This is a genomic window from Salimicrobium halophilum, from assembly GCF_900100295.1.
GTDB classification, from domain to species: domain Bacteria; phylum Bacillota; class Bacilli; order Bacillales; family Halobacillaceae; genus Salimicrobium; species Salimicrobium halophilum.
In genome coordinates, this window is sequence record NZ_FNEV01000001.1 from 407,664 (window position 1) to 431,406 (window position 23,743).

Below are 23,743 nucleotides of genomic sequence, written 5' to 3' on the forward strand. Positions count from 1 at the left end.
TGGTTCGAATGTTGGAGATCTGACCTCTGACGTTCGACACATATTATTTGAGATAAATATAACACTTTTTCGTCGATAAATAAATAGTCTTGTGACAATTTTGATATTTTTTCGAATTCAAGAAAAAATTCCCGAGGATTTAATTCTCGGGAACTTCTTCCTTCTCTTCTACCTGGGATACGAGTACAGCTCTCGGCTTGCTACCTTCAGAAGGTCCGACGATCCCGTTCTCTTCCATGGCATCAACGAGTCGGGCGGCTCTTGTATACCCTACCCGGAACCTTCGCTGAATCATTGAGGCACTGGCACTCTGCATTTCCACCACCATTTGCACGGCTTCCGGATAAAGATCATCGTCCACTTCCTGTTGTACTTCACTTTCTTCTTCAGGAATCATCTCTTCCTGATATTGGGCTTTTTGCTGCTCGACACAGAAGTTCACCACTTTCTCTACTTCTTCATCAGACAGAAAAGCTCCCTGGACACGCGTAGGCTTATTGGCCCCTACTGGTGTGAACAGCATATCTCCACGGCCGAGAAGTTTTTCTGCCCCACCTGAGTCGAGAATGGTTCTCGAGTCTGTCTGAGAGGAAACACTGAAGGCAATCCTTGAAGGAATATTCGCCTTGATCACCCCTGTAATGACGTCCACGGAAGGACGCTGTGTAGCGATAATCAGATGTATACCTGCAGCTCTGGCCATTTGAGCCAACCTTGTAATGGACTCTTCCACTTCGTTCGAAGCGACCATCATGAGGTCCGCAAGTTCATCAACCAGCACGACGACGTAAGGAAGGGTAGGCTGATCATCTCCTTCATATTCATTATGTCTCTTAATATAATGATTGTATCCCTCGATATTCCTCGTTCCACTTTCAGAGAAAAGGTCATACCGTCTTTCCATCTCACTGACGACTTTTTTGAGTGCTCTGGAAGCCTTTTTCGGGTCTGTCACTACCGGAGAAAGCAGGTGTGGAATCCCGTTATATACGTTAAGCTCCACTTTTTTGGGATCGATCATCATCATTTTTACTTCATGAGGTTTGGCACGCATCAGGATACTTGTGATGATTCCATTGATACATACACTTTTCCCGCTTCCGGTCGCGCCTGCTACAAGGAGGTGAGGCATTTTATTCAACTCCGCCATCACGGCCTCCCCGGATATATCTCTTCCGAGAGCAAACCCTAGTTTCTGTTCTTTGGAGAGAGAGGTCGTTTCCAAAACCTCTCTTAATGTAACCATGGAAATCTCCTGATTAGGAACTTCAATACCCACGGCTGATTTCCCCGGGATCGGAGCTTCTATCCGGATATCCCGGGCAGCCAGAGACAAAGCAAGGTCATCATGCAGATTCACGATTTTGCTTACCTTCACTCCGGTATCAGGATTGATTTCATATTTTGTAACGGAAGGTCCTACGTGCACTTTCGTAACCTTCGCCTTTACGCCAAAACTTTCGAAAGTCGCTTCAAGCTTTTTCACGGTACGTTGAATATGACTCCTATCCTGACTCTGCGGCGTGCCCTCTGGAGCTTTCAGAAGTTCATAGCCCGGCAGTTCATAATCATGATTCTCCATTTCCGCTGTAGCAAGGGAAACTTCCTTCTCTTCCTGCTGAGGGGGAGATTCCTTTTCTTCAGTAGGTGTAGACTCCTTAGCCTTCCCAACCTTCGCCTGCTCCGTGAAATCCTGAATGATCGGCTGATCTACTCGGTGATCCATTTCCTCTTCAACAGTCACCTCATTATCTTCAGATTGGTCCTGCTGTTTGTCAGGTTGTGGTTTCTTACGCTTTCGTTTTTTGAGAAGCTTCTTCCTTCTTTCCCACAATGCTGTCAGTTTTTCAGCCGGAGACCATTCTCTTATCATCATGCTTCCTATGACTACCAGGAACACAGCTACAATGATCGATCCTACCTGGCCGAACAAAAAGTATGTAAGGCTGTATAAAATGGCTCCGGTGAACCCTCCCCCCAGTTCAAAGAAAGGTTCTCCCGTACGATATAATTCCCAAGTGGAAGAAAACACTCCTCCCGCACTTTGAGAAAGGGCCTGTGCATGGCTGACAAGCAGCACTCCAAGCGCCACCATGACGATCCCTCGCTTTTTCTGAATAAGCGGCCACTTGCGTCTGATCATCAGATACACTCCGATTATCAGTAATCCGACCGGGATGACGATATACCATAGACCGAGGATCAGTCGGAAGAAATATGTCAAAAACCCGGGGATTGCACCTGCGTTCAATAGAGGAATCCCACTGCCGAAGATAGATAAAGCTATGAATAACAGCCCGATCAACTCGAAGCGGATTTGATCATTTATTTTCGATTTCTTTTTCTTGTTCCTTTTTCTGTTTGCCATATGGTCCTCCCCAGATTTTACGAAAAAACAGGATGCCTTCAACCCTGGGCACCCTGCATTCTTACTCTATCTAATTATATCATACATCCGTCGATTTCAACCACAGACCTGGTTGTAATTCAGGATTCATGAAATCATTGGGATCCGTGGAAATCAAACGTTCCATCCTGTTCCCCCGGAAAATGAGAAACTTCTCCCCAAATGCCTTCTCTTTCTCATGGATTTCTTCCTCTTCAAGAATATCCTCGGGATCAAGTGGAGTGTAATGCATCATTCTCCGCCTCCTTCCCGATCCACTCATTCATCACACTCATCGCTTCTTTCACTCCGCCCACTTCATCAATGAGACCATATTCAACTGCTTGTTTTCCAACAACGTTCGTACCGATATCCCTTGTGAGGTTTCCTTTTGCAAACATAAGCTCTTTGAATGTTTCTTCTTCTATACGGGAGTGGCTCGTAACGAAGTTGATTACCCTGTCCTGCATCTTATCCATGTATTCGAACGTTTGCGGAACACCGATCACGAGGCCATTCAGTCGAATCGGATGAATCGTCATCGTAGCCGTTTCTACAATGAAAGAGCGATCCGTCGCGACCGCAATCGGAACACCGATCGAGTGACCGCCACCAAGAACAATAGATACCGTGGGTTTGGAAAGGGAATGGATCATCTCTGAAATGGCAAGCCCTGCTTCCACATCTCCTCCCACCGTATTCAAAATGACGACCAACCCTTTGATTTTCGGGTTCTGTTCAATGGCTATCAATTGAGGAAGAATATGTTCATATTTGGTCGTTTTGTTTTTGGAAGGAAGCTGGATGTGTCCTTCGATCTGTCCGATGATGGATAACACATGAACCGGCGATGTACCGGGATCCGGGACATTGGACTGTCCCAATTCCTTGATTTTCTGGACGATTGAACTTTCCTGATTATTTTCATTTTCTTCTGCCATACAATCCACCCGCCTTTTATTGCCTAGTATGGCAATCAAAAGCGAGTAATATACTTTTGCACCTAAGAGAAAAAGCCTGCGGGATTTATCCGCAAGCTTCTACAAACGATCGACAAGATCGTGCACAAATTTTTCTTCTTCAACTGTCAGCGGGACCATCGGTAAACGGACGCCGCCAATATCAAGCCCTTTTCTTTTCACGGCTGCTTTGATAGGTGCAGGGGAAGGTGCAATGAACATCCCTTTGCATACAGGAACAAGTTTTCGATGAAGTTTCGCTGCTTCTTTCGTTTCCCCTTTATCGAAATGATTCAGCATTTGTTGCATCATACTCCCTGCCACATGAGCGGAGACAGAGACGACCCCATGAGCCCCTATGGCATAAGAAGGATAGGTCAGATGGTCATCTCCGGTGTAAACATAAAAATCATCAGCGGTTTCTTCCACCATCTGAGCCATCGCACTCAAATCCCCGGTCGCTTCTTTCACAGCCACGATACTAGGTACCCTGGAAAGATTTATAACTGTTTCGGGCGTCATTCTTACGACCGTTCGCCCCGGTACATTATAAACCATGATCGGTAAGTCTGTTCTCTCAGCAATGGTCTTAAAATGAAGATAGAGCCCTTCCTGATTCGGTTTATTATAATAAGGGACCACAAGCATAAGACCATCTACCCCTGTGTTTTGAGCCCGAAGAGAGAGTTCGAGAGACTCCTGCGTACCATTCGTTCCGGATCCGGCGAGCACCGGCACCCTTTTATCCGCAGCTTTCACGGTTCTGCGCCACACTTCAACTTTTTCATCAAAGGAAAGAGTAGCCGACTCTCCCGTCGTTCCTGCTACGACCAATCCCTCCGTTCCATTTTCAATGAGATGATCGACCAGTTCATCTATTTTCAGGAAATCGACTTGCCCATGTTCATCAAACGGAGTAGCCATAGCAGTCAACACGCGACCGAAATCCATTTATATCTCCCCTTTTTTATCTGTTTTCGTTCAATTGAAAAATCGAATGGAGAGCATTAACAGCCTCTTTGATGTCATCCTCCTTGATCAACACCCATATCGTCGTGTGAGAATCGGCGGACTGGAGAATCTGGACCCCGGCCGTCGTCAGAGTATTGACGATTTTCGCAGTAACACCAGGCACACCAGCTATACCGGCTCCTACCGTTGATACTTTCGCACAATTTCGCTTAACCATCGGATGGAACCCTTCATCTTCAAGCAATCCGACAGCTTTATCGGTGAACGTAGCATCGACAGTATAGACGATCGATTGCGGGGAGATGTTGATAAAATCTACAGAAATCCCTGCATCGGCCATCATTCCGAATACTTTGGATTGTACCCCACCATTTTCATTCTCCACAGGAATCGTAAGCTGTGTGATTCCGGTCATGTGAGCGATGCCGGTGACCAACCGATCATCGATATCACTGCCTTTCTCTCCTTCCACAGAAGCGGACACGAGAGTGCCAGGGAGATCGGAATAGGTCGATCTTACACGCAGCGGTACCTTTGCATGCATCGCTATCTCTACCGCACGGGGATGTATAACTTTCGCTCCCTGATAAGCGAGATTGCTGATTTCATTATAAGTAATTTGTTCCATTGTACGAGCAGACTCTACGATTCTAGGATCTGCTGTCATTATACCTTCGACATCTGTAAAAATATCAACGTACTCCGCATTAAGAGCCGCTCCTAGCGCAGCCGCAGTCGTATCGCTGCCTCCGCGTCCGAATGTCGTCGTTTCTCCGTCATCATTCTTCCCCTGAAAGCCGGCTACAACCACGACATCCAGATCTTTTAACTCCTGAAGAATTCTGTCCGGTTTCATGTCGACGATTTTCGCTTTGGTAAAATCACTGTTGGTCAAAAATCCAGCCTGAGCTCCGGTCAGTGCTGTAGATTTCACCCCACTCTTAGAGAGTTCATCCGAGAAGACGACCGACGAGATCACTTCCCCGCATGACATGATAAGATCCTGTTCCCTTGAGGAGAGGGTGGTGTTCGGATAGTCGACGAGACTGAGCAACGTATCCGTTGCGTAAGGCTCTCCTTTACGTCCCATGGCAGAGACAGTGACGACTACCTTGTACCCTTCCTTCACTGCTTTTTCAATATGGGACATCGCCCGGGCACGGCTTTCTTTATCCCGGACGGAGGTCCCTCCAAATTTCTGAACTACAATTTCCATTCTTTACACCTCAATAATCCTTGGATTATAACCAGTTATTAGCTACGACTCTTTCTGCAATCTGTACGGAATTCCAAGCTGCCCCTTTTAGAAGGTTATCCGATACGACCCAAAGGTGGAATCCATTTTCTACATCAGGGTCTTTCCTGATTCTTCCGACGAACACATCTTTTTTGCCTGCAGCTGATAGCGGTGTAGGGTATTCCTGTTCGGAAGGATTATCCTGAAGGGTCACACCTTCACCGGCACCGATGACTTCTTTGAAATCCTGAGCTGTAACTGTTTCGTCATCAATTTCCACATATACACTTTCAGCGTGTGACACAGCGAAAGGAAGACGGACACAAGTTGCAGAAACAGGCAGGGTATCCATATGCATAATCTTCTTCGTTTCATTGATCATTTTCTTTTCTTCAAACGTATATCCGTCGTCTTCGAACATGTCGATTTGCGGAAGCGCGTTGAATGCAATCGGGAAATGTTTCTTATCTCCTTTGACAGGAAGAATGGAAGCATCGTACTCTTCTCCGTTGAGCATAGCTTTCGATTGTTCATTCATTTCATCCACCGCTTCATTTCCTGCACCGGAGACCGCCTGGTAGGTGGAAACGAGCACGCGTTTCAGCCCGTAACGATTTCGGATCGGCTGAAGAGCTGCCACCATTTGGATCGTAGAACAGTTAGGGTTGGCGATAATCCCTTTATTTTCTTTGATATCTGCTTCATTCACTTCAGGGACCACAAGCGGAACTTCCGGATCCATGCGGTAAGCACTCGTATTATCTATAACAAGCGCTCCACGTTTTACTGCTTCAGGTGCAAGCTTTTTGGAAACGCCACCCCCTGCAGAGAATAGAGCGATATCTATATTTTCAAAACTCTCCGGTTGCGCCTCTTCTACGGTATACTCCTCATTTTTAAAGGTGACTTTGGAGCCCGCTGAGCGACTCGAAGATAAAAGTTTCAGTTCATTTATCGGAAAATCACGATTTTCCAATGTTTCAATCATTTTTTGTCCTACCGCTCCGGTAGCACCGACAACGGCTACATTTACTGCTGTTTTGTTACTCATAATAATCCCCTTCCCTGGTACAAATAATTTTGAAAATAGACTACAGTGCCACTATTTTGTTATTTTATCATACTTTTCCGCTTATCGTCAGAGGGAATAACGTTCAATTAAGACCGGCTGTCGTTGCTTTCCTTCGAGTGCGTGTTCGACTGTTTCCGGTACCAGACTCATGTCTGACACGAGAGAATTCGGTTTCTTGAACGGGTGATCCTGACCAAAGGGAACAAAGTATATGTTCTTGGTTGCCATAAGTTTCATAACATTGACACCATTTAATCCTAACGCATCGTTTGTGGAGATGGCTAATACGATAGGGCGCCCAATTCGGAGCGTAGCTTTCGCTGCCATCAATACAGGGGAATCAGTTAACGCATTCGCCAATTTACTCGTCGAATTGCCCGTCAGCGGCGCTATGATCATACAATCAAGAGGGGTTTTTGGTCCGAAAGGTTCCGCATCAGGAATAGTCCTCACCGCTTTTCTACCAGTGATCGTCTCTATCTTCTCCACATGCTTTTTAGCTTCGCCGAATTTGGTGTCTGTAGATTGCATCGTAAACGATAAGAAAGGAATGACTTCCGCTCCTTTTCTCACCATCTCTTCAAGAACTGGAAAGATTTCGTCATACGTACAGTGGGATCCCGTTATCCCGAACCCGATTCGTTTCCCTTTCAATTCCATTCCTCCGACCTCCTTGTAGTCTTTTCCAATAAGCGTTCTACAGCTCTGCAAATGACTTCTCCAGCTGTCACCGGGGATGTTTTTTCTGGTATCCCAAGAATGTGAAAGGTTTGTATCTCCTGTTTTTCCGCTTCTTCCCTATCTACTCCCCCAGGGGCAGAAGCCGCATCAAAAATGACCGCTTCACCTTCCAGAAAATCCATCAGCCGTTTATCGACAGTCAAAGCAGGCGCCGTGTTAATGACGACATCATATGGCCCAGGGGAAAAGGAATCAGGTTCCCTTGCATCGGCCCCTCTTTCTTTAGCTCTTGCAATATCTTTCTCTTCTTTGGTGAGTACTGTCACCTTCGCCTGAAGAGCCAAAAGCCTGTGAACCAGCGTTTCCCCCACCCTGCCATACCCGACGACCAGAATATCAGACCGATGGATCGTTTTCTCGGTATGCTCCATGACGTACTGAAGAATCCCTTCTGCAGTAGGGATTGAATTTTCAATAGCCACACTATCCATTTCCATAAGAGGAATAATCGTTTTTCCTGTCTTCTCTTGCAACCGGTTCATTTCCTCGGTCAGTATTCCCGTACACACAATACAACTTGCTGAAATTTTTGATAGCAACTTCACATATCGATCTGTATCATGAGTGACCTTCACCGGAAATACGATAGCTGCCAATTCTTCAGGAGAGAAGGAGTCCTCTTCGTTCCAGACGGTAACTCCCCTTACCTTCCAATACTTCCTCATTTCTTTCTGTCGTTTTCCATCACCAAGAACGAGTATTTTTTCAGGACAGACCATAATAGAGTGCTCCTTTACCTAACTTTCTGCATCTTATGAGAAAAGTAGGCGAAGTGCTACACCTAAGAGGCTTTAAACAAAAAAATGAACTGGATTCCTCCAGTTCACTTCTGAGTTATTCGGATTGCTGCGGTTCACTCTTTTGCTCTTTTTCTTTCTCGTCGAGCAGAATGGCTTTTCTGGAAAGATTTATTCTTCCCTGCTTATCGATTTCTTTCACTTTCACTGTGAGCTTGTCTCCTACATTGGCCACATCTTCCGTTTTCTTGATGTGTTCCTCTGCAAGTTCAGAGATATGGACAAGGCCTTCTTTTCCTTTGAACAATTCGACGAAAGCTCCGAATTTCTCTACGCGTTTCACTGTACCATCGTATACTTCTCCGACTTCCACTTCACGTACGATATCTTCGATGACTTTCTTAGCGTTTTCATTCATTGCACTGTCTTCAGAGGAAATGAACACCGTTCCGTCCTGCTCAATATCAATTTTAACACCGGTCTCTTCGATGATCTTATTGATCTGTTTGCCGCTCGGTCCGATTACGTCACGAATCTTATCCGGATTGATGGACATCTTCATGATTTTCGGAGCGTATGAGGACAGTTCGTTTCTCGGTTCGGAAATAACACCGAGCATATGACCAAGAATATCCATGCGTCCTTTCTTCGCCTGCTCTAGTGCTTCTTTAAGAATCTCACGGGAGAGTCCTTCGATCTTGATATCCATCTGAAGAGCCGTTACCCCTTTTTCCGTTCCTGCCACTTTAAAGTCCATGTCCCCTAGGAAGTCTTCCATTCCTTGAATATCAGTTAAAATCGTATAGTCATCTCCGGATTTCACCAGACCCATGGCGATACCTGCTACGGGAGCTTTGATCGGTACACCTGCATCCATCATAGCCAATGTACTTGCACAAATACTTGCCTGGGATGTGGAGCCGTTGGACTCGAGTACTTCGGAAACAAGTCGGATTGTATACGGGAATTCTTCTTCAGAAGGAATAACAACCTCAAGAGCACGTTCACCGAGTGCTCCGTGACCGATTTCACGACGACCAGGTCCACGGATCGGCCCTGTTTCTCCTACAGAGAAATTCGGGAAGTTGTAATGGTGCATGAAACGCTTAGACTCTTCAAGGTCTAGCCCGTCCAGAATTTGCACTTCCCCTAGCGCGCCAAGAGTACACACGCTGAGCGCCTGCGTTTGACCTCTTGTGAACATCCCGGAGCCATGTGTTCTCGGTAGTACATCGACACGTGAACTCAAAGGACGGATTTCGTGAGGAGCACGGCCATCCGGTCTCAGTTTCTCTTTTGTGATGAGACGGCGGACTTCCGCCTTTACGATATCGTCGAGGATGGATTTCATTTGTTCAAGTTCTTCCTCTTCCATCTCTTCTGCCTCGAGTTTTTCGAGGTACTCTTTTTTGGCTTTATCAATTGCTTCTTCGCGTTCTTTTTTATCGTTGATTTTTATGGCTTCGACGATGGATGCTTTGGCTTCTCTTTCAGCCTTCTGTTCCAGCTGCTCATCGTTTGAGAGAAGTTCCACTTCCATCTTCTCTTTTCCTACGGCCTGAACGATTTCTTCCTGGAATTCGACAAGACGTTTGATTTCTTCGTGACCGAACATGATCGCTTCAAGCATATCTTCTTCCGGTACTTCGAGAGCGCCTGCCTCTACCATGTTGACCGCATCCTTAGTTCCGGCGACAGTCAGATCGATGTCACTCGACTTCTGCTGTTCGATCGTCGGGTTAATGACGAATTCTCCGTCTACACGACCGACTACGACGCCTGCTATCGGACCGCCAAATGGGATGTTAGACACACCAAGAGCAATAGAAGACCCGATCATTGCCGCTATCTCAGAAGAGCAGTCCTGGTCTACGCTCATAACCGTATTGATTACTTGCACATCGTTTCGAAAGCCGTCCGGGAACAACGGTCTGATCGGACGATCGATCAAACGGGCAGTAAGTACCGCCTTATCGCTCGGGCGCCCCTCACGTTTGATGAAACCTCCGGGTATTTTTCCTACCGCGTAAAGTCTTTCTTCATAATTGATCGTCAAAGGGAAAAATGGCAGGTCCTTCGGCTCTTTAGAACCGGTAGCTGTCGACAGGACGGATGTATCCCCGTAACTGATCATCGCAGCTCCATTCGCCTGTTTTGCCATTTCGCCTATTTCTACGGACAACGTCTGTCCGGCAATATCGATTGAAAATACTTGTTTTTCAGCTGTCATAGAAGATTGTACTCCTCTCCATTTTATGGATATTGGTTAACATCAGCTTAACCAAAACCTATGTAAACATACAGAAAAAGCGGGATCTCTCCCGCTTTTTGACCATACGTTAGCGACGAAGTCCAAGACTCTGGACTACCTCACGGTAACGTGTAATATCTTTGTTACGTAGATAGTTCAACAAGTTACGACGCTTACCAACCATTTTCAGCAAACCACGACGGGAGTGATGATCCTGCTTGTGGTAACGCAAGTGATTGTTAAGAGTAGTGATCTGTTCTGTCAATACAGCGATTTGAACTTCTGCAGACCCCGTATCATTCTCGTGAGTCTTGTACTGTTCAATAATCTCATTTTTACGTTCTTTAGTTAAAGCCATTATAGCTCCACCTCCTAAATTCTTTTACATTCCCTATCCCCAAGCGCACGTCGGTGAATCGCCACGCCCAGCGAAGGTTCAATTTAAATCGTACACAAAACCAGAGAAAAATGCAACCATTTGCTTCATTTTCACAATTTTTCGAGGAAAGCTATGTTTATTTCTTCGCCTTCCTTTGAAAGCGACTCATCCAAGAATATTTGATTCTGCCTGATTGTCACAGTCACCGTTTCTTCCTCTGCGTTTGCCTGATACATTCCTTCAAGAGGCAAGTGATAATACGAAGGGATATCGATGACCCCGTCGACTGAATGTGTTCCTCGGACTTCATACGGACGTCCTAAGAGCTCATTGACCTTGGAGATCTCCCCTGCATCGAGCAAGTGGCGGATACGCGTGGAGCTTATCTTCTCAGCACTCTCCTCCACTTTTTTTACGGTCGTAGTGGAAAACTGATTATCAGCCAATTCGTCGATGATTTCCATGCTCCCTTTGCCTTTATGACCAAAAGAGAAGTCGAAACCAGCTACGACATGAGAAATTCGTAACCCTGCAAAGAATTCATCGACGAAACGTTTAGGGCTAAGAGAAGCAAGCTCTTTAGTGAAAGGCACGATAAACAAATAATCAGCGCCAAGATCTTCGATTAGTTTCTCTTTTACAGGTAAAGGTGTCAAGTAACGGGCGTTGGAAACGCCTTTCAGTACTACAGAGGGGTGAGGATCGAAAGTCATGACCCCCCATTTTTCCCCTGTTTGTTCCGCAATTTCTTTTGCTTTCAAAATCACGTGCTGGTGTCCTTTATGCACACCATCAAAGAAACCGACGGCCACTACGCTCGGCTCCACCAATTCCCTCGTTCTTCTGTAATCATTAATCCTCAATACCTTCATTATTTCACCCGCTTCATTGTTTCCTGCCAAATACACGAACCGGCTTTATCAAACCAGGCTTTTCCGGATGATCCTGATACAGAGCCAAAAGCTCACCATTAAAAACGGCAGAATGAACGGTTCCTTCTTTCCAATTTTCCGGAACAGAAAATCTTTGTCCATTCTCGATCAATTCAGCTTCTTCCTCTGTCACTTCCCATTCCGGCAAATGGGAAACAGCTCGTTGCATTGGCATTAACTCTTTTGTAATCGTTGAAACGTCCAAATCCTCGAGTCTGATGCAATCTTTTTCCTGAAAGTCCCCTGTTCCTGTTCGTACCAGCTCTTTCATATGTGCAGGAACTCCGAGAGCTTTCCCTATATCAACACAAAGCGTTCGTATGTACGTGCCTTTCGAGCAAACCACTCTTATTTTAAAGGTATGTTCCTCTTGCTTTCCAAGAAAAGAAATTTCATGAATGCGGACGACCCTTTCCGGTCTTTCGACTTCTAAACCTTCTCTTGCATATTCATATAAACGACGCCCTTTGACTTTAACAGCCGAATACATAGGAGGAACTTGAGTTATCTCTCCAGTGAAAGAAGATAATACATCCCTGAGGGATTCCTCTGAGAACACTGGAACTTCCGCTCTTTCTACCACTTCTCCAGTGGCATCTTCTGTTTCTGTAGAAGTTCCGAGACTCACGACAGCCTCGTACGTTTTCAAGGTATCCGTGAGAAATGGAACAAGCTTCGTCGCTTTTCCAAGACACAAAGGGAGTACGCCTTCCACTTCCGGGTCAAGGGTCCCTGTATGACCGACTTTCTTTGTTTGAGCGATTTTCCTTACTTTAAACACACAATCATGAGAGGTCAGACCCTTTGGCTTCCACAAAGGCAGTATACCATCCATCTATAATAACCCCCTAATAAAAGGTAACCCCGGGTCGGAAACCAGGGTTACGCTTCATTCGTATCATTCAGTTCTTTCAACAGGGACTCGATACGGTTCCCTCGCTCTACAGCTTCATCAACTTCGAACATAATCTCAGGTGTCTTACGAAGCCTGATTCTCCGTCCGATCTCTGAACGGATGAAGCCTTTTGCTTTTGCAAGGCCGGCAAGCGTATCGTGGGTTTCTTCTTCACTTCCGAGCACCGTTATAAATACTTTCGCCTGCTGTAAATCTCCGGTAACATCTACGTCCGTTACCGTTACAAAGCCTATGCGGGGGTCTTTGATCTTTTTACTGATAATATCCCCGAGCTCTTTCTTTATCTGTTCCGCTACGCGGTTTGCTCTTAAATCACTCATACTTTCACCTGCCTTCTTACAATCGTTCTACCACCGTGTCCGTTCGTTCAAACTCTGGAAAAGAATCAATGAAGTGAAGCACTTTCTGTATTGTTTGCTCCGCTTTCGTATAATCGTGAGAAACATTGACGATTCCCAGCCTCGTACGTTGCCAGACGTTTTGAAACCCGATTTCACTGATGGAAACATTGAACTCGTTTTGGACTCTGGATTGAATGCGGCGCAGAACCGCTCGTTTTTCTTTGAGCGACTGCGCACCTGTAACCATTCCATCCACTTCCGCGCTTACGATCACGCGCGCTCGACTTCTTCCAAGACGTATGGTTCGATAATGTCCCCTACTTTAAGATCATTGAAGTTCTTGATTGTGATTCCGCATTCGTAGCCCTGAGCTACTTCTTTTGCGTCATCCTTAAATCGTTTCAACTGATCGATTTCTCCTTCGTATATGACAACCCCGTCACGAATCACTCGGATTCCGGCATTTCTGGATACTTTTCCATCCGTTACGTACGAACCTGCGATAGTACCGATCTTAGAAACCTTGAAGATTTCACGCACTTCGACCTGACCGATGATCTTCTCTTCGAATTCAGGGTCGAGCATCCCTTTCATTGCCGCTTCGATCTCTTCAATCGCCTTGTAAATGACGTTATGAAGTCTGATCTCGACATTCTCGGACTCTGCAGATTTTCTGGCGTTACCATCAGGGCGTACGTTGAACCCGATGATCACACCGTTGGAAGCGGAAGCAAGAGAAACGTCTGATTCCGTAATAGCTCCGACACCAGTATGAATGATATTCACCTTGACGTCTTCCACCTCGATTTTCTCGAGGGAACCGGCAAGAGCTTCGACGGACCCTTGTACGTCAGCTTTCAGAATGAGGTTGATTTCTTTCAGTTCCCCTTGCTGGATCTGATCGAACAAATCGTCGAGGCTCACTTTTTGAGTAGAGCGTCTTTCCTCTTCGATTTTCTGCTGCTTTCTGGCTTCCCCTACGGACTTGGCTTTCTTCTCGTCTTCGAAGGCGAGGAAGCGGTCTCCGGCATGCGGGACATCATTCAACCCTGTCACCTCTACCGGCATGGAAGGTTCAGCTTCTTTCACCCGACGTCCGATATCATTGACCATCGCACGGACACGCCCATATGTGTTACCGACAACCACAGAATCCCCTACATGAAGGGTACCGTTTTGTACGAGCAGTGTAGCTACAGGACCTCTGCCTTTATCGAGTTCTGCTTCGATTACAGTACCGAATGCAGGGCGGTTCGGGTTAGCCTTCAGTTCTTCCATCTCTGAAACCAGCGTGATCATCTCAAGTAAATCATCGATGCCTTCTCCCTGGAGGGCAGACAATTTCACAAAAATCGTTTCCCCACCGTAATCTTCAGCTACGAGTTCAAATTGCATTAACTCCTGCATAACACGGTCAGGGTTGGCACCTTCTACGTCCATCTTATTCACTGCTACGATAATAGGAACTTCAGCAGCCTTTGCGTGAGAAATCGCTTCTCTTGTCTGAGGCATAACTCCGTCGTCTGCCGCAACGACTAGAATAGCAACATCCGTAACCTGTGCTCCTCGAGAGCGCATGCTTGTAAAAGCAGCGTGTCCCGGTGTATCAAGGAACGTAACCTTCTTGCCGTTTTCTTCAATCTGATAGGCACCGATATGCTGGGTGATACCCCCTGCTTCTCCGGCTGTGACCTTAGTATCACGGATAGAGTCGAGAAGCGTCGTTTTCCCGTGGTCGACGTGCCCCATGATCGTTACGACTGCCGGACGTTCTACAAGGTCTTCCGGGTCATCATCAAACGTAAGGTTTTCAATGTCCGTTTCATCGACCGTTTCTTTCTCTTCCACTTCTACACCGAACTCATCACCGATCAATTCGATCGTATCACTGTCGAGTGTCTGGTTTTTGTTAGCCATGACTCCCATAAGCAATAGCTTCTTCAAAATCTCGGAAGAATCCTTGTTCAGCTTTTCGGCAAGTTCACTGACCGTAAGTGTACCCTCATACGTAACCTTCGAAGGGGTTTCTTTTTTCTTCGGTTTTCTCTCCTGCTGCTTATTCGCTTCCTGCTTATTTTTCGCTTTCTGGTTGTTGCTTTTCTTTTTCTTCGCCTTTTTCTCTTTTGGCGGTTGTTCTTCTTTCTTTGTGGACGGATTGAAAGTTTCATCCAGCTTGCTCTGAGTTTCTTCAGTGATGGCGGACATATGGTTAGACACATCCACACCCATTTCCTGAAGTGCTTCAATCACTTTTTTATTTTCCACGTTGTTCTTCTTGGCGTATTCGTAAATTCTCATTTTACTCATACTTTCACCCCCGATTAATTTCATCGAGTAACGACTGCATTTTCTTTGCAAATCCCACATCTACTACTGCGATCGCGACTCGTCCTGATTTCCCGATAGCTTGAGAGATCGTTTGACGATCATCCACTTCAAAAATCGGTATATGATAATAGCTGCATTTATCCATCAGCTTTTTTTTGGTTTGTTTGCCTGTGTCTTCGGCAACTAAGACAAGTTTAGCACGTTTACTTTGAATATCTTTGACAATGGATTCTTCACCGAGCGTCAGCTTCCCTGCCCGCATTGCCAGACCTAAAAAATCCAGATACGTACTTTTACCCATCGCTGTTCACTTGTGTCCTCAGTTCTTCGAACACTCCGGCGTCGATGCTCGCGTTCAGATGACGGGCTAACATCCCCTGATCTTCGGCTTTATTTATGGCATCGATGCTTCTTGAAATATAAGCTCCACGTCCATTTTTCTTGCCGGTAGGATCCACGAATACTTGCCCTTCTTTGTTCCGGACTACGCGGATCAGCTGTTGTTTCGGTTTCATTTCCTGTGTGACTACACATTTGCGTAAAGGAGTTTTCTTTTTCTGCTTAGGCATGACCGTTCCCCCTTTTAATTCAATCTTCTTCAGGGATGTCGGTTTCTTCTAACAGTTCCTCTTCCTCAAGATCCTCATCCGAATCATTGAGCATACCTTCTTCCCTGGCTTCCGTTTCACTCTTGATATCAATCTTCCATCCCGTCAGTTTAGCAGCCAGTCTGGCATTTTGCCCCCGTTTTCCGATAGCGAGAGAGAGCTGGTAATCAGGTACGATCACTGTCGTAGCCTGCTCTTCTTCGTCTACAAGTACCTTCATCACTTTAGATGGGCTGAGGGCATTGGTAACGTAAGCAACCGGATCTTCTGACCACTGTACGATATCAATCTTTTCTCCCTTCAGTTCATCGACGATCGTCTGGACACGTTGTCCGCGTTGTCCTACACACGAACCGACCGGATCGATTTCCTGGTCCTCCGCATATACGGAAATTTTGGACCTGTCTCCTGCTTCACGAGCTACAGAGATCACTTCTACTGTCCCGTCGTAAATTTCAGGAACTTCCATTTCGAAGAGACGTTTCAACAAATTGGGATGAGTCCGTGAAACGTAGACATGAGGTCCTTTATTGTTGTTTTCCACTTTCGTCACGAATACTTTAAGCCTGTCATGAACGTTATACGTTTCTGTAGGCATCTGTTCACCCTCAGGCAGACGTGCTTCCAACTTACCAAGGTTGATATAGACAAACCGGTTGTCTTTTCTTTGGATGATTCCTGTCATGATATCTTCTTCACGATCTGCATATTCGCCGTAAATGATGCCCCGCTCGGCTTCCCTGACGCGCTGGGTGACAACCTGCTTGGCTGCCTGAGCAGCTATTCTTCCGAAATCTGCAGGTGTCACTTCCACTTCCACTACATCATCAACATCATAATTGACATTGAGCTGTTTGGCTTCTTCGACTGAAATCTCCTGCTGGATATCCTCCACTTCAGCCACTACCGTCTTCTGAGCAAACACTTTCATGCTTCCTTCTTCTTCATTAATGCTCACACGCACATTCGTAGCCGAGTTGAAATTCTTTTTATAAGCAGAAATCAATGCCGCTTCTAATGCTTCTAATAATAGATCTTTATCGATGCCTTTTTCTTTTTCCAAATAATTCATGGCATCAAACAACTGTTGACTCACCTGAATCCACCCCTTTATTAATTGAACGTAACGGCCAAATGAGCTTTTGCTATCTTATCAAATGGCACTTCTAATGTTTTTCTTCTAGTTTTAATTCTAATCTCTACTTCTGCAATGTCTGCCGAAAAAGAACGAAGCGTTCCTTCAAATTCTTTTTCACCGTCCACAGGTTCATAAAGCTTCATATATACGTATTCTCCGACGTACTTGAGGAAATCTTCTTTCTTTTTTAGTGGCCTTTCTGCTCCTGGTGAAGACACATCGAGAAAATAAGGATACTCAATGGGATCCTCTTTATCGAGTTGTTCACTTAATCGTTCAGAAACAATACCACACTCTTCAATATCAATTCCTTCTTCTTTGTCGATGAACACACGGAGGAACCAATTCTTCCCTTCCTGTTCAAATACGACATCCACTAATTCAGCATCAAGATCCTGTAAGATCGGCATGACTAATCGCTCTGCAACTTTGATAACGTCCTGGCTCAATCACACGACCTCCTTACGACTTATTTTCTTTTATTCATGAGAAACCGCTATGATCATTATCATAGCGGCAGCATTAAGCAAGGACCGTTCAAAATAGAAACAAAAGAGTGGGCGTTTCCCCACTCTTTCTCCTCACTTGCTATCACGTTTCGAACCATAATTAATATATCACAGATTTTACCTTCACGCAACTGGACTAGAACAGAGAGAGCTGGTTCTCGTCCGGCATACCGGAAAGGCAGCCATGATCGTCGAGATATTCCAGAACGGTTTTCGAAATTCTACTTCTTTCTCTCAAATCCTGCTTCGATAGAAATTCGCCGTCTTCTCTCGCTTTCACGATGTTGAGCGCTGCGTTCGTACCAAGACCGTCTACTGCGTTGAAAGGGGGAATCAGGGCATCTCCATCAACAAGAAATTCTGAAGCTGTGGAACCGTACAGATCCACACTCTTGAAGCTGTATCCCCGCTCACACATTTCGAGTGCAAGTTCAAGAACGGTCAGGAGACTCTTCTCTTTCGGCGTCGCGTCCAGTCCCTTCTCCTGGATGTTGTCGATCCGGGACCGGATGGCTGCTGAACCTTTCACCATCGTGTCCAGTTCGAAATCACTGGCTCTTACAGTAAAATAGGCAGCGTAAAAGTAAATCGGATGGTGGACTTTGAAATAAGCGATCCTCACAGCCATCAGCACATACGCAGCAGCGTGAGCTTTCGGGAACATGTACTTGATCTTTTTGCATGATTCAATGTACCAATCAGGTACTCCGTGCTTTTTCATCTCTTCAATCCACTCATCTTCCAGACCACGCCCTTTACGGACGAACTCCATGATCTTGAAAGCCAGTCCCGGCTCGAGACCTTTGTGCATAAGATAAACCATAATGTCGTCACGACAACCAATCACCTCAGGCAATGTACATATGCCGTCACTGATCAGTTGATCGGCGTTCCCGAGCCAGACATCCGAGCCGTGGGAGAGGCCGGATATGATGACAAGTTCGGCGAAGGTTTTCGGTTTCGTATCTTCGAGCATCTGACGCACGAATTTCGTCCCGAACTCCGGAACCCCGAGCGTACCCGTTTTACAATTGATCTGATCGGCAGTAACACCGAGAACTTCAGGACCGCCGAAAATCTTCATCACTTCTTCATCATCTACCGGAATGTCATCCGGCTCGATCCCGGATAAATCCTGAAGCATACGGATCATCGTCGGGTCATCGTGACCGAGAATGTCCAACTTCAGAAGGTTATCATGGATAGAGTGGAAGTCGAAGTGAGTGGTACGCCAATTCGATTCCGTATCATCGGCTGGGAACTGGATAGGAGAGAAATCATAGATCTCCTTGTCATCAGGCACAACGATGATACCACCAGGGTGCTGACCGGTCGTACGCTTAACGCCTGTACATCCCTGAACGATGCGATCGATTTCCGCGCCTTTATATTGCAGTTGGTGATCGGAAGCGTACCCTTTCGCATACCCATAGGCCGTTTTTTCCGCGACAGTACCGATTGTACCTGCACGGTACACTTTTTCTTCTCCGAACAGTTCTTTCGTATAATCATGTGCTATTGGCTGATATTCCCCGGAAAAGTTCAAGTCGATATCCGGTACTTTATCTCCTTTGAAACCGAGAAACGTTTCAAAGGGTATATCCTGACCATCATTGTTATAAGTCGTCCCGCATTCCGGACAGTTCTTCTCTGGCAGGTCGAACCCACTTCCCACGCTGCCATCCGTGAAGAATTCATGATGGCGGCAATTCGGGCATACATAATGCGGAGGAAGCGGATTCACTTCCGTAATGTCGGTCATCGTTGCGACAAAAGAAGAGCCTACAGAACCACGAGAGCCGACAAGGTAGCCATCTTCCAGAGATTTTGTAACGAGTTTCTGGGAGATCAGATAGATGACAGCAAACCCGTTCCCTATAATACTCTCCAGTTCACGCTCAAGGCGATTCACGACGAGATCCGGGAGATCATCTCCGTACAGCCCTTTCGCTTTGTTATAGGACATATCCCGTATCTCCTGATCGGCCCCTTCGATATTCGGAGTGTACAAGTCTTCTTTCACAGGATGCACTTCTTCCATCAACTCTGCAATCTTTTGGGTGTTGGTCACTACCACTTCTTTCGCTTTCTCTTCCCCTAAGAATGAAAATTCTTCAAGCATGTCTTCCGTCGTTTTGAAATGGACATCCGGTAACGTCTGACGATTCAGCGGATTTCCGCTTTGAGAAGCGATCAGGACCTGTCTGTACAGTTTTTCATGTTTATCAATGTAATGTGTATTTCCAGTTGCCGTCACAGGCTTATTCAACTTCTCGCCCAGCTTCGTCAATTTCTTAAGGATATCGTAGATTTGCGCTTCGGTCTGAATGATATCCTTTTCGATCAGATGGGCGTAATTACCGACCGGCTGAATTTCAATGTAATCATAAAAATCCGCTACTTTTTCCGCTTCTTCTTCCGACTTCTGCATCATCGTTTCGAAGAGTTCCCCTTTGTCACAACCAGACCCTACAATCAATCCTTCTCTGTGAAGCGTGAGACGGGAGCGCGGAATCCTCGGTACACGGTAAAAGTAATCGATGTGAGACTCTGAAATAAGACGGTATAAATTCTTCAGTCCAGTGTCGTTTTTGGCAAGAATGGTACAGTGACTGGGTCTCGAGCGCTGATAGGCTTTCCCCTCGCCCATATAATCATTCAGATTAATGTGATTCTCGATCTGTTTTTCCTCGATCGCTTTCTTGATCAGCTTCCACAATAGATAACCAGTGGCTTCCGCATCGTAAATCGCACGGTGGTGCTGTGTCAGTTCGATATCGAATTTCTTACAAAGTGTATTCAGACGGTGGTTTTTCAGTTCGGGAAGCAGGAATCTAGCAAGTTCGAGAGTATCGATGACCGGGTTCGTCGATTTTTCAAGCCCGACAGATTCATATCCGGTATTCAAAAAGCCCATGTCAAAACTTGCATTATGAGCGACGAGTATATCGTCGGCTGTCCATTCCTTAAAGTCTTTCAAAACCTCGTCTATCTCAGGTGCATCTTTCACCATATCATCCGTGATTCCTGTCAATTCAACGGTCGTTTCCGATAACGGCTGGTGGGGGTTGGCGAAAGACTCGAAACGGTCCATGATTTCGCCTTCCTTCACCTTCACCGCAGCTAGTTCGATAATTTTATCATATACGGCAGATAGGCCTGTAGTCTCAACGTCGAATACGATGTATGTGGCATCTTTCAAAGGACGATCTTCCGGCTCATAAGCGATAGGCACCCCGTCATTCACGAGGTTCGCTTCTAGTCCATAGAGGATCTGAACCCCGTGTTTCTCTCCGGCAGCATGGGCTTCCGGGAAGGCTTGGGCTGCAGCATGATCTGTGATGGCAATGGCTTGATGGCCCCAATCAGCTGCTTGTTTTATTAGTCGTGATGGAGATACAGGAGCATCCATCTGGCTCATCGTCGTATGAGCGTGCAGCTCTACTCGTTTTTCCCCTTCAGGAGCCTTGTCCATTCGTTTGACGGCTTTCACTTCATTGATGTCATTCGCCATCATGGTAAGTTCATTGGTGAAGTTATCGGTTTGGATACTACCACGCATCTTCACCCACATACCGGATTTCACCTGTTTAAAAGATGCCGCCTGGTCATCCCCACGGGAGAACATTTTCACCGAGAAAGAGTCGGTGTAATCCGTGACTTTCAATAATAGCAGGTGACGTCCGGAGCGAAGTTCTTTGATTTCGGCATCAAAGATATACCCCTGAAGAATGATCCGGCGTTCTTCTTCCTCAATTGAAGTCATCGGAACTGCCTCATCCTGAATCTTGTAACCGATCTCCACAGGACCCTGAGGAGCTTCCGTCTCCTTCTCTTTCTCCTTCTCTTCTTTTTCTTTTACAGCTTTCTGCATAAGAAGCTGGTCTTCCTGTTTGCGTTCCTCTTTGAACTTATGGACGGCTTCTCCCTGTTCTTCGAGACGCACAAGAAGTTGACAGGAAGGAAGACCGGCAGCCCGACAAAAGGAGCGGAACGGTTCTTGTAGTTTCTTCTTAATCGCTTCGCCTTCCGCTTCATTCCTGCATGTTAACATAATCTTATTACCGTCAATTTCTGGTTTTTGTTCGCATACGTAATCTTTATAGGCTGGAGACATGGAAGTCATCATCCGCGTGAATAAAAGCCAGTAGTCCAGCAATGTATCTTTGTCAAAGGAAGAAGCCACTTCGCTTTCCCAAGTTACGGAAGCGAGAGATTTGAAAGTAGCCTCCAGGCTATTAGTAAAGAGTTCATAAACAGCTGCAGGTAACACGCCTGGAAAATAGAAATGAAAATGCCATCTCTTTTCCGCTTTGTAAACCGAAAGCTTACGCAATTCACTGTCTGTAAAATACTTACGTGCATCCTCCGGTAGCTGCAGTTGCTCAATCAGATAATGCATTTTCTCCTGATTGCCGACGCTCAACGTGTTTTCCTCCCTAACGGCAACAATACCCCTGCTGCAAGAGCAAGGGTATACATTTATGCCAGTTGATTTTTTATTTCTTCCACCACAGAGTCATAAGATAGTTCTTCTTTTGAATCACTATCTCTTCTCTTCATTTCTACAATTTCTTCTCCGGCCTTTTTACCGACAATGATCCGCACAGGGATTCCGATCAAGTCACTGTCCGCAAATTTAACGCCTGCACGCTCCGGACGATCATCATATAATACCTCAAGGCCTTCTGCCAAGAGATCAGCATAGATTTTATCCGCGAGAACGCGCTGCTCTTCTTTTTTCGGATTGAGAGAAAGTACATGGACTTGATACGGAGCGACCTGGTTCGGCCAGACAATGCCCTGGTCATCATGAAACTGTTCAACCATGGCTGCAAGAGTTCGGGAGACCCCTATTCCATAAGAACCCATGACCATCGTCTGGGATTTACCACTATTATCAAGGAACGTCGCGCCCATATTTTCCGCGTAGAAAGATCCCAACTTGAACACATGGCCTACCTCGATTCCACGTGCGAACTGTATAATCCCTTTCCCGTCCGGAGATGGATCTCCTTCTTCGATAAATCTCATATCTGCGTACCGATCAGGTGCAAAATCGTTGCCTGGTGTTACATTTTTATAATGGAAGCCTTCATCATTCGCGCCACAAGTAATGTTGACCATTGCTTCTACCGCATGGTCTGCAACAACCTCAACTTCTTCAGGCGCATCAATAGGTCCAAGGGATCCGAACCCGGCACCCATCAGTCTTTTCGTATCTTCTTCGGATGCAAGTTCCACGACTTTGGCATCATAGAGGTTCTTCACTTTAACATCGTTTACTTCGTGGTCTCCCCGAGTGACGACCAATACGTACTTATCATCCACTTCGAACATGATGGATTTCAGACCCTGATCAAGACCATGGTCCAAATAATCTGCTACCTCCTGCATGGTTTTCTGGTCAGGGGTCGCTACTTTCTCTTTCTCCAAAGGAGTTTCTGCAGATTTCTCATAAGTTTGTACCACTGGAGCCATCTCCACGTTCGCAGCATATTTCGACGTATCCGAATAAGCGATCACGTCTTCACCAACGTCAGACAGCACCATGAATTCATGGGTTTCTTTCCCTCCCATTGCGCCGGAGTCAGCGATTACAGCACGGTAATTCAGACCAAGACGTTCAAATATACGGCAATACGCATCGAACATCATCTGGTAACTTTCATCCAGGCTTTCGTAAGACTCATTGAAAGAATAAGCATCTTTCATGAGAAATTCACGACCACGAAGCAGTCCGAACCTTGGACGTTTTTCATCTCTGAATTTATTTTGAATCTGGTAAAGTGTCATCGGCAACTTTTTATAGGACCCTATCTCATCGCGGATGATGCTTGTCATCGCCTCTTCATGCGTCGCACCTAAGGCGAATTCCCGGTTATGCCGGTCATTCATACGCATCAACTCCGGCCCATACGTATACCACCTACCACTTTCTTGCCAAAGTTCGGCAGGCTGAAGGGCAGATAACAGCATTTCCTGAGCACCGGAACGATCCATTTCCTCCCGGATCACTTTTTCGATTTTCGACAATACTCTTTTGCCTAAAGGTAACAATGTATAGATTCCAGACGCCAATTGCCTTATGTAACCAGCTCTCACTAATAGTTGATGACTGGCAATATCCGCATCAGACGGATTTTCTTTCAACGTAGGAACCAGCATTTTACTTTGTCTCATTCCTGACACCTCTCCTCACTTGAAAAAGAGGAAGGGGCAAAAGACCCCTTTCCC

Annotated in this window: 21 protein-coding genes; all 21 read right to left on the reverse strand. The window is 46.0% G+C overall.

Going from position 1 to position 23,743, the window contains the following annotated elements:
• Positions 1-139: 139 nt before the first annotated feature.
• On the reverse strand, positions 140-2,368 hold the full coding sequence (locus BLQ44_RS02225; protein WP_093191554.1) for an FtsK/SpoIIIE family DNA translocase: 2,229 nt from the start codon (positions 2,366-2,368) through the stop codon (positions 140-142).
• A 79-nt stretch (positions 2,369-2,447) separates the two neighbouring features.
• A complete protein-coding gene (locus tag BLQ44_RS02230) occupies positions 2,448-2,642 on the reverse strand; it encodes a YlzJ-like family protein (protein ID WP_176757395.1) in 195 nt (64 codons plus the stop codon).
• Positions 2,620-3,327, reverse strand: coding sequence for a ClpP family protease (locus tag BLQ44_RS02235; RefSeq protein WP_093191560.1), 708 nt, complete (start codon positions 3,325-3,327; stop codon positions 2,620-2,622). Before BLQ44_RS02235 ends, BLQ44_RS02230 begins: the two co-directional genes overlap by 23 nt.
• A gap of 99 nt (positions 3,328-3,426) precedes the next feature.
• Positions 3,427-4,296 carry a 4-hydroxy-tetrahydrodipicolinate synthase gene (gene dapA, locus BLQ44_RS02240; protein ID WP_093191563.1) on the reverse strand — a complete coding sequence of 290 codons (870 nt, stop codon included), beginning with the start codon at positions 4,294-4,296 and terminating at the stop codon, positions 3,427-3,429.
• Positions 4,297-4,312: 16 nt separating this feature from the next.
• Entirely contained in the window at positions 4,313-5,533 is a 1,221-nt protein-coding gene (gene dapG, locus BLQ44_RS02245) for an aspartate kinase (protein ID WP_093191565.1), read from the reverse strand.
• Between the two features lie 25 nt (positions 5,534-5,558).
• The gene (gene asd / locus BLQ44_RS02250) at positions 5,559-6,605 is read right to left on the reverse strand and encodes an aspartate-semialdehyde dehydrogenase (RefSeq protein ID WP_093191568.1); all 1,047 of its coding nucleotides are present in this window, start codon (positions 6,603-6,605) and stop codon (positions 5,559-5,561) included.
• A gap of 87 nt (positions 6,606-6,692) precedes the next feature.
• The gene (locus BLQ44_RS02255; RefSeq protein ID WP_093191570.1) at positions 6,693-7,286 is read right to left on the reverse strand and encodes a dipicolinate synthase subunit B; all 594 of its coding nucleotides are present in this window, start codon (positions 7,284-7,286) and stop codon (positions 6,693-6,695) included.
• Positions 7,277-8,086 carry an NAD-binding protein gene (locus BLQ44_RS02260; RefSeq protein WP_093191573.1) on the reverse strand — a complete coding sequence of 270 codons (810 nt, stop codon included), beginning with the start codon at positions 8,084-8,086 and terminating at the stop codon, positions 7,277-7,279. Before BLQ44_RS02260 ends, BLQ44_RS02255 begins: the two co-directional genes overlap by 10 nt.
• 115 nt (positions 8,087-8,201) lie before the next feature.
• Positions 8,202-10,334, reverse strand: coding sequence for a polyribonucleotide nucleotidyltransferase (gene pnp, locus BLQ44_RS02265; RefSeq protein ID WP_093191575.1), 2,133 nt, complete (start codon positions 10,332-10,334; stop codon positions 8,202-8,204).
• A gap of 109 nt (positions 10,335-10,443) precedes the next feature.
• Positions 10,444-10,713, reverse strand: coding sequence for a 30S ribosomal protein S15 (rpsO, locus tag BLQ44_RS02270; RefSeq protein WP_093191578.1), 270 nt, complete (start codon positions 10,711-10,713; stop codon positions 10,444-10,446).
• 131 nt (positions 10,714-10,844) lie between these two features.
• On the reverse strand, positions 10,845-11,606 hold the full coding sequence (locus BLQ44_RS02275) for an FAD synthetase family protein (protein WP_093191580.1): 762 nt from the start codon (positions 11,604-11,606) through the stop codon (positions 10,845-10,847).
• Between the two features lie 13 nt (positions 11,607-11,619).
• Positions 11,620-12,501, reverse strand: coding sequence for a tRNA pseudouridine(55) synthase TruB (truB, locus tag BLQ44_RS02280; RefSeq protein WP_093191583.1), 882 nt, complete (start codon positions 12,499-12,501; stop codon positions 11,620-11,622).
• Between the two features lie 47 nt (positions 12,502-12,548).
• Positions 12,549-12,902 (reverse strand): 30S ribosome-binding factor RbfA, encoded by a 354-nt coding sequence (gene rbfA, locus BLQ44_RS02285; protein WP_093191585.1) that lies wholly within the window; start codon positions 12,900-12,902, stop codon positions 12,549-12,551.
• A gap of 16 nt (positions 12,903-12,918) precedes the next feature.
• Positions 12,919-13,197: a DUF503 domain-containing protein gene (locus BLQ44_RS02290; RefSeq protein ID WP_093191587.1), complete on the reverse strand. Its 279-nt coding sequence runs from the start codon at positions 13,195-13,197 to the stop codon at positions 12,919-12,921.
• Entirely contained in the window at positions 13,194-15,230 is a 2,037-nt protein-coding gene (gene infB / locus BLQ44_RS02295) for a translation initiation factor IF-2 (protein ID WP_093191589.1), read from the reverse strand. The genes BLQ44_RS02290 and infB overlap by 4 nt, the downstream gene beginning before the upstream one ends.
• A 4-nt stretch (positions 15,231-15,234) precedes the next feature.
• Positions 15,235-15,552, reverse strand: coding sequence for a YlxQ family RNA-binding protein (locus BLQ44_RS02300; RefSeq protein ID WP_093191592.1), 318 nt, complete (start codon positions 15,550-15,552; stop codon positions 15,235-15,237).
• The gene (gene rnpM, locus BLQ44_RS02305; RefSeq protein ID WP_093191594.1) at positions 15,545-15,820 is read right to left on the reverse strand and encodes an RNase P modulator RnpM; all 276 of its coding nucleotides are present in this window, start codon (positions 15,818-15,820) and stop codon (positions 15,545-15,547) included. Before rnpM ends, BLQ44_RS02300 begins: the two co-directional genes overlap by 8 nt.
• 19 nt (positions 15,821-15,839) lie before the next feature.
• Positions 15,840-16,955, reverse strand: a complete 1,116-nt coding sequence (gene nusA, locus BLQ44_RS02310; RefSeq protein ID WP_093191597.1) for a transcription termination factor NusA — start codon at positions 16,953-16,955, stop codon at positions 15,840-15,842.
• Positions 16,956-16,972: 17 nt separating this feature from the next.
• Positions 16,973-17,446 (reverse strand): ribosome maturation factor RimP, encoded by a 474-nt coding sequence (rimP, locus tag BLQ44_RS02315; RefSeq protein WP_093191599.1) that lies wholly within the window; start codon positions 17,444-17,446, stop codon positions 16,973-16,975.
• A gap of 196 nt (positions 17,447-17,642) precedes the next feature.
• Positions 17,643-21,932: a PolC-type DNA polymerase III gene (locus tag BLQ44_RS02320; RefSeq protein ID WP_093191602.1), complete on the reverse strand. Its 4,290-nt coding sequence runs from the start codon at positions 21,930-21,932 to the stop codon at positions 17,643-17,645.
• A gap of 56 nt (positions 21,933-21,988) precedes the next feature.
• Positions 21,989-23,689, reverse strand: a complete 1,701-nt coding sequence (locus BLQ44_RS02325; protein WP_093191604.1) for a proline--tRNA ligase — start codon at positions 23,687-23,689, stop codon at positions 21,989-21,991.
• Between the last annotated feature and the right edge of the window lie 54 nt (positions 23,690-23,743).

Coding starts and splice junctions, on each gene's coding strand:
- rbfA (WP_093191585.1), bottom strand. CDS start 12,902: ATGAGTGATTTAAGAGCAAACCGCGTAGCGGAACAGATAAAGAAAGAG.
- BLQ44_RS02235 (WP_093191560.1), bottom strand. CDS start 3,327: ATGGCAGAAGAAAATGAAAATAATCAGGAAAGTTCAATCGTCCAGAAA.
- pnp (WP_093191575.1), bottom strand. CDS start 10,334: ATGACAGCTGAAAAACAAGTATTTTCAATCGATATTGCCGGACAGACG.
- truB (WP_093191583.1), bottom strand. CDS start 12,501: ATGGATGGTATACTGCCTTTGTGGAAGCCAAAGGGTCTGACCTCTCAT.
- dapG (WP_093191565.1), bottom strand. CDS start 5,533: ATGGAAATTGTAGTTCAGAAATTTGGAGGGACCTCCGTCCGGGATAAA.
- BLQ44_RS02255 (WP_093191570.1), bottom strand. CDS start 7,286: ATGGAATTGAAAGGGAAACGAATCGGGTTCGGGATAACGGGATCCCAC.
- infB (WP_093191589.1), bottom strand. CDS start 15,230: ATGAGTAAAATGAGAATTTACGAATACGCCAAGAAGAACAACGTGGAA.
- BLQ44_RS02300 (WP_093191592.1), bottom strand. CDS start 15,552: ATGGGTAAAAGTACGTATCTGGATTTTTTAGGTCTGGCAATGCGGGCA.
- BLQ44_RS02275 (WP_093191580.1), bottom strand. CDS start 11,606: ATGAAGGTATTGAGGATTAATGATTACAGAAGAACGAGGGAATTGGTG.
- asd (WP_093191568.1), bottom strand. CDS start 6,605: ATGAGTAACAAAACAGCAGTAAATGTAGCCGTTGTCGGTGCTACCGGA.
- rpsO (WP_093191578.1), bottom strand. CDS start 10,713: ATGGCTTTAACTAAAGAACGTAAAAATGAGATTATTGAACAGTACAAG.
- BLQ44_RS02225 (WP_093191554.1), bottom strand. CDS start 2,368: ATGGCAAACAGAAAAAGGAACAAGAAAAAGAAATCGAAAATAAATGAT.
- BLQ44_RS02260 (WP_093191573.1), bottom strand. CDS start 8,086: ATGGTCTGTCCTGAAAAAATACTCGTTCTTGGTGATGGAAAACGACAG.
- dapA (WP_093191563.1), bottom strand. CDS start 4,296: ATGGATTTCGGTCGCGTGTTGACTGCTATGGCTACTCCGTTTGATGAA.
- BLQ44_RS02325 (WP_093191604.1), bottom strand. CDS start 23,689: ATGAGACAAAGTAAAATGCTGGTTCCTACGTTGAAAGAAAATCCGTCT.
- BLQ44_RS02230 (WP_176757395.1), bottom strand. CDS start 2,642: ATGATGCATTACACTCCACTTGATCCCGAGGATATTCTTGAAGAGGAA.
- rnpM (WP_093191594.1), bottom strand. CDS start 15,820: ATGCCTAAGCAGAAAAAGAAAACTCCTTTACGCAAATGTGTAGTCACA.